This is a genomic window from Thermosipho sp. 1070, from assembly GCF_001682135.1.
In the GTDB taxonomy this organism is placed as follows: Bacteria; Thermotogota; Thermotogae; order Thermotogales; family Fervidobacteriaceae; genus Thermosipho; species Thermosipho affectus.
Map to the genome: position 1 here is coordinate 824077 of NZ_CP007121.1, position 15961 is coordinate 840037.

The 15961-nt window shown below is 28.0% G+C and carries 14 protein-coding genes and 1 pseudogene; 3 read left to right on the plus strand and 12 right to left on the minus strand.

Features of this window, described 5'->3' with window-relative positions; genetic code table 11:
• Positions 1-32: 32 nt before the first annotated feature.
• The 3 genes from Y592_RS04105 to Y592_RS04115 all read left to right on the plus strand — a co-directional run bounded on the left by Y592_RS04105 (position 33) and on the right by Y592_RS04115 (position 861).
• Positions 33-245 carry a DUF2922 domain-containing protein gene (locus Y592_RS04105; RefSeq protein ID WP_088368874.1) on the plus strand — a complete coding sequence of 71 codons (213 nt, stop codon included), beginning with the start codon at positions 33-35 and terminating at the stop codon, positions 243-245.
• Between the two features lie 13 nt (positions 246-258).
• Positions 259-447, plus strand: a complete 189-nt coding sequence (locus Y592_RS04110; protein ID WP_088368875.1) for a hypothetical protein — start codon at positions 259-261, stop codon at positions 445-447.
• 126 nt (positions 448-573) lie between these two features.
• Positions 574-861 carry an RNA polymerase subunit sigma-24 gene (locus Y592_RS04115; protein ID WP_077198152.1) on the plus strand — a complete coding sequence of 96 codons (288 nt, stop codon included), beginning with the start codon at positions 574-576 and terminating at the stop codon, positions 859-861.
• Positions 862-1267: 406 nt separating this feature from the next.
• On the opposite strand, the gene Y592_RS04125 is transcribed toward Y592_RS04115, so the two are convergent.
• The 12 genes and pseudogenes from Y592_RS04125 to wecB form a co-directional block, all read right to left on the minus strand.
• Positions 1268-2725 (minus strand): lipopolysaccharide biosynthesis protein, encoded by a 1458-nt coding sequence (locus Y592_RS04125; RefSeq protein ID WP_088368877.1) that lies wholly within the window; start codon positions 2723-2725, stop codon positions 1268-1270.
• Positions 2726-2900: 175 nt separating this feature from the next.
• A pseudogene (locus tag Y592_RS09235) lies at positions 2901-3068 on the minus strand (transposase); the annotation flags it as partial.
• A gap of 413 nt (positions 3069-3481) precedes the next feature.
• The gene (locus Y592_RS04135; RefSeq protein ID WP_088368879.1) at positions 3482-4648 is read right to left on the minus strand and encodes a DegT/DnrJ/EryC1/StrS family aminotransferase; all 1167 of its coding nucleotides are present in this window, start codon (positions 4646-4648) and stop codon (positions 3482-3484) included.
• Position 4649: 1 nt separating this feature from the next.
• Positions 4650-5591, minus strand: a complete 942-nt coding sequence (locus Y592_RS04140; RefSeq protein WP_088368880.1) for a GDP-L-fucose synthase family protein — start codon at positions 5589-5591, stop codon at positions 4650-4652.
• 25 nt (positions 5592-5616) lie between these two features.
• Positions 5617-6714: a GDP-mannose 4,6-dehydratase gene (gene gmd, locus Y592_RS04145; RefSeq protein WP_088368881.1), complete on the minus strand. Its 1098-nt coding sequence runs from the start codon at positions 6712-6714 to the stop codon at positions 5617-5619.
• 4 nt (positions 6715-6718) lie between these two features.
• The gene (locus Y592_RS04150) at positions 6719-7867 is read right to left on the minus strand and encodes a glycosyltransferase (protein WP_088368882.1); all 1149 of its coding nucleotides are present in this window, start codon (positions 7865-7867) and stop codon (positions 6719-6721) included.
• Between the two features lie 157 nt (positions 7868-8024).
• A complete protein-coding gene (locus Y592_RS04155; RefSeq protein ID WP_088368883.1) occupies positions 8025-9194 on the minus strand; it encodes a nucleotide sugar dehydrogenase in 1170 nt (389 codons plus the stop codon).
• Between the two features lie 12 nt (positions 9195-9206).
• Positions 9207-10415 carry a glycosyltransferase family 4 protein gene (locus Y592_RS04160; RefSeq protein ID WP_088368884.1) on the minus strand — a complete coding sequence of 403 codons (1209 nt, stop codon included), beginning with the start codon at positions 10413-10415 and terminating at the stop codon, positions 9207-9209.
• 298 nt (positions 10416-10713) lie between these two features.
• On the minus strand, positions 10714-12093 hold the full coding sequence (locus tag Y592_RS04165) for an O-antigen polymerase (RefSeq protein WP_088368885.1): 1380 nt from the start codon (positions 12091-12093) through the stop codon (positions 10714-10716).
• A gap of 167 nt (positions 12094-12260) precedes the next feature.
• On the minus strand, positions 12261-13496 hold the full coding sequence (locus Y592_RS04170; RefSeq protein WP_088368886.1) for a glycosyltransferase family 4 protein: 1236 nt from the start codon (positions 13494-13496) through the stop codon (positions 12261-12263).
• A 105-nt stretch (positions 13497-13601) separates the two neighbouring features.
• Complete coding sequence (locus Y592_RS04175; RefSeq protein WP_088368887.1) at positions 13602-14831, minus strand: glycosyltransferase family 4 protein; 1230 nt, start codon at positions 14829-14831, stop codon at positions 13602-13604.
• Positions 14828-15958: a non-hydrolyzing UDP-N-acetylglucosamine 2-epimerase gene (wecB, locus tag Y592_RS04180; protein WP_088368888.1), complete on the minus strand. Its 1131-nt coding sequence runs from the start codon at positions 15956-15958 to the stop codon at positions 14828-14830. Before wecB ends, Y592_RS04175 begins: the two co-directional genes overlap by 4 nt.
• Between the last annotated feature and the right edge of the window lie 3 nt (positions 15959-15961).

The following is a 15961-nucleotide window of genomic DNA, read 5'->3' on the forward strand; positions in this document are numbered from 1 at the left end:
AAAACACCAAAAATAAATAAGGAGGGATAAAGATGAAAAGGTTAAGTTTGGTTTATAGAAATGAAGCAGAAGGAAAAAGTTTAAGGATCAATATCCCAGAACCAATAGACAATATTGATTCTGCTGAATTAGAACAAGACGCACAAAGTTTAATAGACAACGGGCTTGTTCCAGCAGGATACGTATTTGATGAAGCACGCGTTATTGAAACAAACACAAACGTTGTTCTTGATTTAATTCAGTAAGTAGGTGAATTGTATGCTGTGGGATGTGGTTAAACTTTTTATGATTCTTGTAGAAAGACCAGGAGATGGAGAAAACAAAAAGAAAGAAGTAATAAATTTAATAGACGAAATATTTGACGACTTAAACATCAACATTCCAAGAGAAATGCTTTATGCTATTTTATCTCCTGCGATAGATTACCTGTCTGGTATTTTATTTTGATTAAATAACATTTTGCAGGAGGGGATTATCCCCTCCTGCCTTTTAACAAATATGGTATACTTATGTATATCTTTATATTAATCCGTATGGTGTGTGCTTTTCATATTTTACCGGGGGGTGTCATGGATGGAGATATATAAGAAATATAAAAAAGACGTTGAAATGGTAGCGGGAAGATATTTTAAACGGTATGGTTATAAATGTGACTCTTATGAAGACTTGAAACAAACCATATGTTATATATTACTATGCGCAATAGAAAAATTTGATGGATTGATTTCAATCGTAAAATACAACAGGAAACCACCATATTGCAAAGAAACCCCATTTACGCCATTAAAGATGGAATATATCTCAGGAGATGATGAAAACAACTGTGCATTCAAAGAATTCCAAGGAGAATACATAGTATAAAACACATTATTAGCATAGTTAATGGGAGTGGCATCTTCTCCTTTCTGTCATTCTAAACGAATTGAAGGAGATGTCATTCCGAGCGTAAGCGAAGGATCTTAGATTCCTTACCCTTACAGGTTCGGAATGACAAAAAAGGATTGTCATCCTGAACGCATGTGAAGGATCTTACACATTCGAAAAACAATCCAAGATTCTTCGCACATACGTACTCAGAATGACAAAAAACTTCAATCTCTCCAATCTCTCTAACCTCGCCAACACTTGCTAACACTGTCATTCCGAGGAGCATAGCGACGAGGAATCCTGTCCCTTTATCATCCCAAGACCCATAAGGCGATAGTACCAACAAAACAAAAACCACAGAATATTCTGTGGTTTTTGTACACTTTACAAAATCATTTTTCTACTTTAAATAATGCTTCAACCTTTTATAAAGCCTTGTTATAACAATAATACCAAAACTACCAAAAATTACTATTCTTGAAATCCTTTCTGTCAAAGAAAACATACCAAATCTTTTGGATATATAATATTGTATTAAACTTAAGACAATTATCAAAAATGCCCACGAAAATATATATTTTGCAGATATTGTGTTATCTTTTAAATGGTATTTAACGTTTAATGTGTGGAATAAAAGCAAGAAAAAGTATGAAATAAGTGTTGTTAACGCTGCAACTTCGTATCCAAATATTGGTATCAACCATATATTAAGTATTATGTTTATTAATCCAGCCAAAAATGTTCCTATTGAAATTGAACCAGTTTTTTTATAAAAAAATGCAAAATTAACGTATATAGTGTACAAAAATTGCATATAATATGATGTTGTTATAATAGGTAATATGATTAATGATGCGTAGTATTGCTTTGGTGCCATTATTAAACCTAATTCTGGAACTAACATAAAGATTAATAAGAGAAGTACAACATACAGTTCGTTATAATATGGAATTTTTTTTAATATTTCAACTTTTTTATTCTTGTACATCTTGTCGTAAAACCACGGGACCCAGGCCAAATTCATTGCTCCTGAAAAAATTGTAGGAATTATGCCTAAAGTATATGAATAACTATATAATCCTACTTTTTCTGAGTTAAGGATCTTCTGTATTATTATTCTATCAAACTGAATTAAAATTACTCCTGAAATTCCTGAGAGTATTAATGGAATTGATATTGATAAAGAATACTTCCATGCCTTTAGCCACACAATTTTTTTCCCTTTAAATATTATTGCCAAAAATAAAATTGATGATAATAATATTTTTGAAAGTAGTTCGCCATAAATTCTGCCAAGGTATTTGTTGTTTTTAATAGTTGTTAATAATAAAATTGATAATCCGGTGTTTAGTAAGATATCTATTAAATTTATTAATGTTTTTTGTTTGTATTTTCTTTCAAAAACTTTTATCATTATAAAAAAAATGATTATAGAATTTAGATATCCAGAACTTATTGATAACATTAAAATTTTTGGACGTACATTAAAAAGCTTTGAAAGATTTTGCTTAAAAGAGTATATAAGAATAAATTGTGTTGTAAAGCTTATTAGAGATAGAAATAAAATAGAAGATAAAAAACTTCTAAAATTGTTTTTGAAATCATTTATAGCTGTTCCTATTGAACTGTATATGTATAATGAAGCTAATATTCCAAAGACTGCTGCAAGTGTTTTATAAACTGATACTATACCAAATTCTTCGACTGATAACAATCTAGTAAAAATTGGGATAGTAATCAATCCTATCCCTTTTACTAAAAACTCTGTTGTTATATACCATATACCTGATTTTATTACTATACTATTTTTTAATATTTTGTTTAAAATGCTAACATTTAATATTATTATACCTCCCATTTCAAACTTATAAATATTAGAATTTGCTTTAAATTTTTTATTACTTATCCGACTTTCAAAAATTTATAGTTGATGTCACAATTTTAATAAAACGTACGCGGTTCTGTCAAGAAAATGCTGTAAAAATACCCCTGCACCCCAAAACAGATTAATGATCCGTATCCAAGCATCTCTTTTAGAGTAACCATTCTTTCCTAGTATCAAACAAAATTGTTACAGTTAATCTTAAAAATATTCTATCCTTTGGAAAAGCTCCTACTACTTTAGTACGTCTTTTTAGCTTTTTGTTTATTCGCTTTATCATATTCGTTGTTTTTATTCTTTTCCAATAAAATTTCGGATATTTTATCTTTCTTCTATTTCCGGTTCTTTTGTAATAGTCCGCCCTTACCCGCAACAATGCTTTATATTCCATAACTGTATTCAAAAACCAGGTCAAAAGATTTCTTATTTCCTCTTCACTTTCTATAAGAAATTGTATTATAATATCGTTGATTTCCGCAACTCTGTATCCTTTCTTTATAATAGGTTACCTCACTTTTATTTATTCTAGAATACAAGGTTTTTTATATTTTTACAGCTTTTATTTTACACTACTTATTTTTGCTTTAAAATTTTTCAGATTCTCTTAATCCCTTGTTACCGAAGCAGATTTCTTTATAATTTTGTTCATCAAATTACATTCTTTTTTATGGTCATTCTGAAAATGATAACTGGTCAAAAACTTTGGTTTCCTATTTACTTCCACTAGCTATTTTATATATTTTTTAATATATTAATTATGATTTTTAATCTTTCTATATCTAAAAAAGAATGATTACCAATGAAAAAACCATTTTCATGGATGTAATCTGCATTTTTAAGTTTCCCGTAGATTTCATAATTCATATATTTTATTACTTTATGCCTTGTAAAATTTCCAGCAACAATTGGTCTAACTTCAATATTATTTTCTTTCAGTTTTTTTACTATCATATTTCTTTTTCCTTCTAAATCATTTGTTAATATAATTGGAAATCCAAACCATGAACTTTCACCTATTTCTTTTTGAGTCGAGTAATTTTCCATTTGATTGATTTTATTCACAAAGTAATCTGCGTTTTTTCTTCTATTATGTATAAAAATGTTTAATTTTTTCAGCTGTTTAATACCTACAGCTGCTTCAATTTCTAAAGGCCTTATATTAAATCCTGGCACAATGAAATTGAACATTTCATAAAACTCGTCGATATGCTTGGTATAAATAGAGCTGTTATTTGGTAAATTTCTTGTCCAGCCATGAGCTCTTATTGAGAGCATATAATGATATAACTCCTCATCATTTGTTACCGCAATTCCACCTTCCATTGTTGATATATGATGTGAATAAAAAGTCGAAAAAGTTCCTATTAGTCCAAAAGTTCCTGTGTATTTCCCCTTATATTTTGCCCCCATTGACTCACAATTGTCTTCTATTAATATTAAACCTTTTTCTTTACATATTTTTTTAATCTCATCAAATTCATTGGGATTTCCCAATAAATTTACCACAAATATCGCTTTAGTTTTATCAGTAATTGCATTTTTTAACTCCTTGACATTTATATTTAATGTTTTGAAATCTATATCAACAAACTTTAACTTTAGGTTAAATTGAAAAACGGGATAATATGTTGTACTCCAAGAAACTGCTGGAACTATTACTTCATCACCTTCTTTTAATTTTCCAGAATATACTAACGTAGCTATTGCTAACAAATTTGCAGAAGAACCTGAGTTTACCATAACTGCATATTTGCATCCAAAATATTCAGCAAATCTTTTTTCAAATTCCTTTGTTTTATCTCCCATAGTGAACTTTCGTGATTTAATAACCTCTAGAATAGCTTCTATTTCTTCTCTTCCCCAAGTATCATCGGTTAATTCGTAATAGAAATTCTTCATATTACCCCCCTTTCTTGTGATAATTTTCTAAAAACCATTTGTAAGTCTTGATTAGCCCTTCTTTTAATTCTACTTTACATTTCCAACCTAAATTATGAATTTTTGAAACATCCAATAATTTTTGTAACACTCCTTCTGGCATGGCTGTGTCAAATTCTACATTGCCGGTATATCCTATGATTGTTTTGAGCATACTTGCCAATTCTTCTATGCTAATATCATAGCCGCTTCCCACATTTATATACCCTATTTTTTGTGTATTTTTCATTAAAAATATAGCAGCATCTGCTAAATCTTCAACATACAAAAACTCTCTTTTAGCCTTTCCAGAACCCCAAACTTTTACATAAGGCTCGTTATTTGTTTTTGCTTCATAAAATTTTGTTATTAATGCTGGAATAACATGAGCCTCGTCAGAATAAAATTTATCCCCAGGTCCATAAACATTTGAAGGAATTATACATAAAAAATTAGTATTATATTCTCTATTATAATATTCACACAATTTTAGTCCAACTAATTTAGCTAATGCATAACCTTCAGTTGAAGCTTCCAATTTACCAGAGAATAAATAATCTTCTTTCATAGGTTGGGGACAATTTTCTGGATATATATTAGCGCTACTGAAAAATAGAAGTCTCTTTACTCCAAAATCATAAGAACATTTTATTACATTATTTTGTATCATAGTATTTTCATACAAAAATTCTACAGGATACTTTGTATTTGCCTCTATTCCTCCTACCTTTGCTGCTGCTAAAAATACATATTCTGGTCTTTCTTTTTCGAAAAATTCCCTTGTTGCTTTTTGGTTTGTAAGGTCAAGTTCTGCATGCGTTTTTGTTATTATGTTTGTATATCCAAGTTCTTTTAATTTTCTTACTATTGCTGAACCAACTAATCCCCTATGCCCCGCTACATATATTTTTGAATGTTTTTTCATCTCATTTTCCACCTCTATTTACTTTTTATTCTTTTATCCATTCTCCTCTGTCTTTTTCTTTTAATGCTAATTTTAAATCATATTCTACCATTATTTTTACAAGTTCTTTAAATGTCACCGTTGGTTCCCATCCAAGTTTTTCTTTTGCTTTTGTTGGATCTCCTATAAGTATGTCTACTTCTGTTGGTCTGAAATATTTTGGATCAACTTCTATTACTATGTCTCCCTCTTTTAGTGGTGTTTCATAACTTGTATTTATGCTTTCCGCTATTCCTTTTTCTTCTATTCCTTTTCCTTCCCAGCGAAGTTTAATTCCAAGGCATTTAAATGTTTCTTCACAAAATTCTCTTACGCTGTGTGTTTCTCCTGTTGCTATGACAAAGTCATCTGGTTTGTCTTGCTGGAGCATTAACCACATTGCTTTTACATAATCTGGTGCATATCCCCAATCTCTTTTTGCTGATAGATTTCCAAGGTATAGCTTTTTTTGAAGCCCTAAAAGGATTCTTGTTGCTGCCCTTGTGATTTTTCTTGTTACAAATGTTTCACCCCGTCTTGGTGATTCATGATTAAATAGTATTCCATTGCAGGCAAATATGTTATATGCTTCTCTGTAATTTATGGTTATCCAATATGCATATAACTTTGCCGCTGCATATGGACTTCGTGGATAAAATGGTGTTGTTTCTTTCTGGGGGATTTCCTGAACTTTCCCAAAAAGCTCACTTGTTGATGCTTGATAGAATTTTGTTTTTTTCTCTAATCCTAAAAGTTTAATTGCTTCAAGTAGGCGAAGTGTTCCCAGTGCATCTGCATTGGCTGTGTATTCTGGTGTTTCAAATGAAACTTTTACATGGCTTTGTGCTGCTAAGTTATATATTTCATCTGGTTGGATTTCCTGTAATAAACGAATAAGGTTTGTTGAATCTGTCATGTCGCCATAGTGAAGGAATAATTTTACTCCTTCTTCGTGAGGATCTTTATATAAATGTTCTATTCTTCTTGTGTTGAAACTACTTGAACGCCTTATTATTCCATGAACTTCGTATCCTTTCTCAAGCAAAAGCTCTGCTAAGTAACTACCATCTTGGCCTGTAATGCCCGTGATTAAGACTGTTTTCATAAGATCACTCCTCCAATATCCTTTTCATAATATCTAAATAATTTTCCAAAGTATTAGAAAACATTTTTTCATATGCTGGTTTTCCATATTTTTCATAATATAATCCATCTTTAAAATCTTCAAAAATTTTTTTTAAAGTATCTTGTAAATTATCAGTATATATAAAAATCCCTTTTTCCGAAATAATGTTTTCATTATTTACTATTGTTGGAATACCAAATGATGGCCCCTCAAATTCTATACCTGATGTTTTAAAAAGACCATATGGCAACTTATCTGAAATTATTCCAAGCAAAAAATGTGATTCTATCATTTCTTTCCTAAACTCTTCCTCTGAAACATAATCAATGTAATATTTTACATTAACACCATTTTCTATAGCATATCTTACTACGTTGTAATCAACAACTTTACCCAAAAAGGTTAAAATGTAATCATCTTTTGAAAATTTTTTAAAAGAGTCAATAATCTCTTTATAATTTTTTTTGTCACAATGGACAAACCCTGGAACAGTAAATTTCAAAATAGGCAGTCGTTTTAATAAAAAATTTGATCTAGCTTTAATAATTTGATTTTCCGCTATTCTAAATGGTAAAACATAGACTTTTTTATCAAAATATAATTCAAAATTTTGTTTTAATGTTTCATTTAAAACTACAAATTTATTCATTTTTTTGAAAAATATTCTATCAAAAAAAGTGCTTTTTCTTAACTTGTACTCGAAAAAAAATTTTTTTATTATTTTGTAACTTATAAAATCATTTAAATTGTGAACTACCAGTATCTTTTCCGCATTTCTAAAAGATTTTATCGAATTAAAAATTTTAAACAGTACTTCATTTGATTCCAAAAATATAATTTTTTTAATATTTTCATTGTTTATCACTCCAGATATTTTTTGATAATTATGGAAGGCATTATAGATACGAATCATAGGATTGTTCTTAAAACTAGGTAGATTTTTCAGATTTATAAATCTTATTTTCTCAATAAGATCTGGTCTTGTTTTTTTTAAAACATAATATTTATTTTCGTAAGTTGCTAAAAATAAATTCTTATAATCCAATCGCAATAAAATTTCCATTATACATAAAGTAAATCCATAATGTGTGTCCTCCGTGTAAATTAAAATTTTTTCATCAGTTAACTCCATTATTTTAATATTACCTCCTATAATAGTTTTTTATTTACAAACTAAAAATTTGACAATAACTACTGTATTAAATAAAGCATATAATTCCAACTAAAACTTTCTTTATTTTAACACAAATTAAATAATACATTTAAATGATCATTTTATTTTCATTAAATCAATCCCTATTAAACAAATCTCTTGTGTATACCTTTTCTTTTATATTTTCTAATTCCTTAAACATTCTATTTGCAAGTATTATATCTGAAACTTGCTTGAAGTTTTCTATATTGTTTTCTACTTTCATTCCATTAAATGTATCTTTCTTCAATACTGGTTCATATATTATTATATCGTATCCTTTTTTCTTTAGAATATCCATAACATCTAATATTGCAGAATGTCTAAAGTTATCGGAATCTTTTTTCATTATTAATCTATACACACCTATTGTTTTTGGATTCCTTTTTTCTATCATATTTGCTATGTGCTCTTTTCTGACCTGGTTTGATTCTACAATTGCCCTGATTAACATTTGAGGAATATTGTTATAATTTGCAAGAAGTTGCTTTGTATCTTTTGGCAAACAATAACCTCCATATCCAAAAGATGGATTATTATAATAATTTCCTATACGTGGATCCAAGCAAACCCCTTCTATTATTTGCCTTGTGTTAAGCCCTTTCATTTCGCAAAATGTATCAAGTTCATTAAAGAAAGCTACTCTCATAGCAAGATATGTATTTGCAAACAATTTTATTGCTTCTGCTTCTGTTGGATTAGTAAATAATATTGGAACATCTTTTTTTATTGCTCCTTCTAATAATATATTTGCAAATATTTTTGCTTTTTCTGATTTTGTATCACCAACAATTATTCTTGAAGGATATAAATTATCGTATAATGCTTTTCCTTCACGCAAAAATTCTGGAGAAAACATTATATTATTTGTTTTATATTTTTCCCTCATTTTAAGGGTAAAACCAATAGGAATAGTTGATTTTATTACTATAGTTGCATTTGGATTTATTTTTAATACATCTTCTATTACTTGCTCAACAGAAGTTGTATCAAAATAATTTTTCTCTGGATTATAATCAGTTGGCGTTGCAACTATAACAAAATCAGCATTCTTATATGCTTCTTTTTTATCTAAAGTTGCTTTTAAATTTAACTTTTTTGTTTTAAAAAATTCTTCAATTTCTTTATCTTTTATTGGAGAAATTCTGTTATTAATCATATTAACCTTTTCCAAAGAAATATCTAATATTTTAACTTCATGATTTTGGGCCAACATTGTTGCAAGTGATAAACCTACATATCCTGCTCCTGCTACTAATATTTTCATATTTTATCCCCCTTACAATATTTTCTCAAAATATTCATAGTTAAAATCCAAAAACTTATCATTCATAAAGTGGTTATGAGTTTCTTTAGGAGCTAAATCATAAAAATACTCAATACTTTCTTTAGCAATTTGTTCATAAGATAACAATTCTTTGATTTTTTTTGTACTATTTCTCATTTTTTCTAATATTTCTCTATTTTTAATGATAAATTTCATTTTTTCATATAACTCTTTAACAGAATCACTATAAAGATATAAACCATTACCATCTATAAAATGCGCAGTAGAACCATAATATCTTAAAATTAATGGTGTTTCAACAGCAATTGCATCTTCTATCAAAGTGGTATGAATAGTATTCCAAATAGCAACATCTGACATTTTTAGGATTTCCAAAGTTTCTTTTCTATTTCTCCATCCTAAAAATTTTAAATTTTTCAGTTCTTTTGCTTTTTCTTCGAATTTTTTGTCTAATATTTTTCCAAAAACAATTAGCTCAACTATGTCACTATTCAGCATTTTAAATGCATCTAATATTTTATCCATTTGCTTTTTTGGAGTTATTTTTCCGCCAGTTACAAAAATAATTTTATTCTCACTAACTCCATATTTTTCTCGTAAAGTTTCCTTATCAACTTTTGGAACTTCTAAAACATTTGCACCTATAGGAAGTAATCTAATTCTATCCATAGGAGCTCCTAAATATTTTACTGGAAATAAACATCTTAGAGGAGTTACACCGAATATCAAATCTATATACTTATAATGCTTCTTTAACAAGTTTGTCCAAAAAGCTCTATAATACAAAAATAACCATAGCCTATTTTTTCCAGATATATTCAAATCTGAATGGTTATCGGTAGCTAAAAATATACCATATTTCCTCTTATATTTTATTACCTCCAATATTGAAGGAGAAATTAAACCATGATGAAATATATAATCAGGTTTTTCTTTTTCTAACACACTATATAAGTCTTTAAATATAACAAACCGTCCTCTAAACTCCCACTTAATTGGTAACCTAATAATTCTAATATTATTTTTTTCAATATATTTCTTCGCTCCAATTATTCTTTTTGCTTTATCTACAAAAGATGACATCCTATCTGATGTTACATGAATAACTTCATGACCTAGCAAACTTTGATAAAAAGGAAGCAAATTTTCTTGATAGCCATATTCATCATTATAATATTGTGAAATGTGTAGAATTTTCAATTTATCAACTCCTATTAATTTTTGAAGCCTGAAAATTTTTTATATCTTTTTTGAAAACTAAATGAGTTTTTTAACGCAATCAATAATTTTATATAAAGAAAATAATTTTTAAATCCTTAAAAACTCAAAGCTTTTTTCTTTTTATACTTTCCATTTTTCAAAATATAATTACTTAAATAATATAGCCCATATTCCTTTTTGCCAAGAAGATACAAAATATTCAATTTATAATCCATTGGTGTTAAATTTGAAAATCTATAAATAGGTCACATTCTTTTTAAAATCTTATGTTTTAAAATCAGATCCTATGCATTATACGGGTAATAAGATACAAAAATAACAAAAACCAAAAATTAGAAGGAGTATATCCCCGCATTATGATTTGAATTAAAAGAGGATAAAACATTGAATAAAAGATTATATCGTCATAACTGTTAGTGTAGAAATAATACCTCAAAAAAATTATTTTTGAAAAATATCCAAACAAATACATAAAAATTATTACTCCTAAAATACCAAATTCTACATAGTATTCACCAATATTTGGCCATGCAACACCGCTTGTTAAACCTACTTTACCTAAAGAATTGTATAAAACATTTTTTATTTCAGGTAATGGTTTAGATTTATATAATATCCTTGGAATAACGTATATAAAGGTATAACTCATTTGTTTACCAAATGTATAATTATAATTATCTGGATAATTTTCAACCAAAGCATAAAAAGCTTTGTAAGTATCATTTAAATTTGATATGAAAACTTGAATAATACTATCAAATAAAGAACCTGTGTATTTAATCCTTTCAAATCTTTTCAAACTTCCTCTAATTGATCCCAGAAGTGCAAAAAAAATTAATAAAATTAACAGAATTATAATTAATTTAATAATAAAGAGTTTGTTAAATCTTCTATTAGACTTAGCATGAAATATTAATGGAGCTATAAACATTACCAAAAATATGTACCTAAAACCTAGTGAAAAGAAAGTAATAAATGTAAGACACGTCAATATTATTTTAAATATTTTTCTAAGGGGCAATAGAACCGTCAAATAAAGCCAAGGAGCAATCATAATGTAGGTTAACATATACAAAAAGCCTACATCAGCCTGAACAAGATTTATTTTACCAGTATTTATTAATCCTAAAGTAAGAAAATAAACAACACTTCCCTTAGTATAAAACAACGCAATGGCATTTGAAAAGCTAACCATCCAGAATAAAAAACTAACAAAGACTTTAAAATTAATTGACTCCCTAACCTTTATATTCTGATTATTCCAACTAAATTTTTTCGAAAAACTATTGGATAAGTATCCAAAAATAAAAGAAAAGTAGGAAATGACGTATATTAAAGTTGATTTTCCTAAACTCCCAAAAACATTAATACCAAATAAACTCGTATTTCCGTTAATTGTATCTATAATTGGCGAAATTGAAAATTCTAAAATATATATCAAAGTTACTAAATGAAGTGGCTCAAACAAATAATTTTGTCCGCTGAAAATTGTTAATAAATATATCGTACCAACCATAAATAATCCTAAAATAAGTATTAAAAAATTAGACAGATGTTCTGCTTCGACTAGAAATATAAAAGGGATTAAAAATAAAAAACTTAATAATATCAAAAACAAGAAATATATTTTGTTGATTTTCAATACGCCTATATACATTAAATATTCCCTCCAAGTTTTAGAAAAATTCCAATAATACTTTAGTTCTTACCCCAATTGAATCTTCCAAATAACACTACTTCCAAAAGCATTTCTTAATTTTATTGTAAACACTTCATTAATTTCCCATTGAAACAATCTACTGCTCTTTTGAACATTTACCAGGATCACATATTTCTCAGATATTGTATAATTTTTCTTAAATCATTTTTATACCTATCTAAACTTACTTTATACCTTGAAATAAAAGCATTCTCACTATGTTTTACAACTAAGTCTGGATTTTCATAATATAATTCTAAAGCTTTTGCAATAGAATCAATATCTTTAGCAGGAATTATAAATCCGTTTTCATTATTTTCTACAACACTTCCAGAATTGTAGGTTGTAATTACTGGAAGTCCTGATGCTAAAGCTTCATAAACAACAGTGGCAGAACCTTCCGACAAGGAAGGAAAAACAAACACATCTGCCCAATTGAACAGTTTTTTCATTTCAATTTTGGAAACATGACCTAAAAATTGGACACCTTTCATATATTTTCTTAACTTATTTTTATTGATCGAAATTTTTCCTGCAAAAACCGCTACTATTTTTTCGGCACCAAAACTATTAATTGCTTCCAACAAATACTGAACACCTTTTAATAAACAAACTTCTCCTGCAAATAATATTTTTAATGGTTCTTTTGGTTTTCTTAATCTTCTTTTATGATATTCAAATCTGTTAATATCAACTCCATAGTTTACTACAGTAATTTTCTTTTCAGGAATTCCTAATTTTTTTAAACCAGTTTTTAAATACTCAGATCCACACACAATTAAATCAGCCAAATTCATCTCCTTTTCGTTCCTCGCTGCAAGCTTGCCTACTTCTGGAATTATCAAATTATCCTGCCAACCTGGCCATTTAATTTTTTCTTCTTGTAATATTTCATAATAAAAGTTATAAGGATATCTAGTTTGTTCTAATATACATTTTATATTCTTTGCCTTAGCCACTTCAAAAATTTCAAGCGAAGCCGCATTAAAGCCATAAACTGCACTAGCATTGTAAAAACCAGATTTTACAACTTTCCGACAAAATTTTTTATTATATTTTAAGAAAACCTCTTCTAACTTAATGCTATCTACAGCTCTTTTCCTTGCAATTGTTGCTTTGATACCCAATAGATCAAACGACACTACTTTTTCTCTAGGAATTTTTTCTTCTTTTCTACTCAGGATTTTTTTTAAAAATTCGTTATCTATAATTGTAGAAATTTTGGAAAGTAACATTTCAAAGCCTTTTTTATTACCTATATAAAAATCGGTATAAAACTTCTCTAAAACATTTAACTCTTGGAAAATTCTAGGAACTGCATAATGCATTCTTGAACCTAACATGGCAACTATGAATTTCATTTACACCACTCCTTATTTTTCTATATTACTTTACTATCAACTTGCGCGCAAAAAGCAACTTTATATTTTCTCATTATCAAACAAAATACTCATAAGTAAGTTCAATTAATTGCTTAAGCACTTCAAAATTTTCTCAGAAGTAATTCTATACAAACTCATATATTCATTAAACGCATTATGTTTATTATACAATTTTCTGACTCGTTCTACACAATAGTAAGAATAACTTTTTTTCCCTTTTTCTTTTATCACTTTTATCGCATTCAACAATCCATCTATACTTCCTTTTTCAACGACAAAACCAGTATTACTGTCAACGCTTTCTACACTTCCCCCAGTATTAAATGTAATAACTGGTGTACCACAAGCTAATGCTTCCAAATTAGTTGTTGGAAAGTTATCTTCTAAAGTGGGATTTACAAAAACATCCGCAGAGGAATAAATTTTAACTAATTCTTTAACACTATTAGTTTTGGTTATTCCTATAATATTATCAGTAAGTTTTTTAATTTGTCTTTTGGTTAATCCCACCATTACAATTATTTCATCTTTTTCTAATTTTTGTGCTAACTCAATAAAATATTTGTATCCTTTCCTTTTTTCCCAGACATTTGCTATACCTAATATTATAAATTTCCCTTCAAGGTTATATTTCTTTCTAAAATCACTCTTAACAGGTTTAAAAACTGTCAAATCAATCCCATTATTTATAACTTTAACTGGATATTCCTTTAAAAATGACTGTCTAACTAATTTTGCAAGCCAATTAGAAGGAGTAACAATGATCATGTTTTTAACATCAGTAAAAATTTCTTTCTTCTTTAAATAATTATGTTTAGAGTTACTTAATAAAATACTTTTAGGATATTTAGTTTTTTGAGGACATTTATAACAACCTGTTTTCCATTTATCACAATTAACATAATCAAAGTACGAACAATGACCTGTAAAAGCCCAGCAATCATGCAAAGTCCAAATAACTGGTTTATTAGCTGTTTTTAAATAATTAAATAATACTTCTATATTGACATAATACCCATGTATATTATGAAGATGTATAATATCCGGATTCAAGTTTTCTACTTTGTTAATAAATTTAATAGTTGCTTTTTTAGATCCAAATCCATGCTTATCAAAAATTCGTGTTTTCAAAACATGCATATACACATCGAAGCTAGTTCCTATTTTAATAGCGTTATCAAAGTTTTTGTATAAATTTCTTCCACATGCAATATAACTTTCATGACCATTTTTAATTAGAATATCATGGATTCCAGCAACTATTCTTCCAGTGCTTCCAATTCCACAAACAGAATTTATTTGAAGAATTTTCATGATATTTTCCCCCACACTACTCTATTTACATAATCTGTATACGATAAAATTATTCTCAACACTTTTTCTGAAACGTTTGGTACATTGTAATCATTGACTAATTTTATTGTATCTTTTTTTTGAGTTTCTAAAATCTTCAAACCTTGTAGTATTCTCTCTTTTTTTAAACCAACCATCATCACCGTACCTTCTTCCATCGCTTCTGGCCTTTCATGAGCTTCTCTAATGTTTAATGATTTTAATTTCAATATTGATGTTTCTTCACTTATCGTACCACTATCACTTAAAACTGCTTTCGCATTAATCTGAAGTTTAATATAATCACTAAAACTTAATGGTTTCAAAGTTTTAACCAAGGGATTAAATTTTATTCCCTTTTTCTCTATCATCTTTCTTGTTCTAGGGTGAGTACTTACTATAATCGGCAACTGGTAAATTTCAGCAATTGCATTTAAACTCTCTATTAAGTTAAAAAAATTTCTTTCGGAATTTATATTTTCTTCTCTATGTGAAGATACAACAAAATATTTATCACTCTCAAGATCTAACCTATCAAGTATATCTGAATGTTCTATTTTTTCCATATTTTTCATAATTACTTCATACATTGGGCTTCCTGTTACGATTATTCTATCCGCAGGAAATCCTTCTTTTATTAAATATTCTCTGGCTATATGACTGTATGGTAAATTTACGTCTGCTATGTGATCAACTATTTTTCTATTTGTTTCTTCAGGAACCCTTTGGTCAAAACACCTATTTCCTGCTTCCATATGAAATATTGGTATGTGTCTTCTTTTAGCAGCAATAGCTGATAAACAACTATTAGTATCACCTAAAACTAAAAACGCATCTGGTTTTTCTTTTTCTAAAATTGGATCTATCTTAATTAAAATGTTTCCTATGGTTTCCATTGGATTTCCTGTTGCAGCATCTAAAAAGTAATCTGGTTTTTTTAAATTTAAATCTTTAAAAAAAACTTCATTTAATTCATAATCATAATTTTGCCCAGTATGCACCAAAATATGGTCAATAGCTTCACACTCTTCTAATTTTCTTATTACTTGCGACAATCTTATAATTTCTGGTCTCGTTCCTACAACAGTTATTACCTTTAGCTTTTTCATACG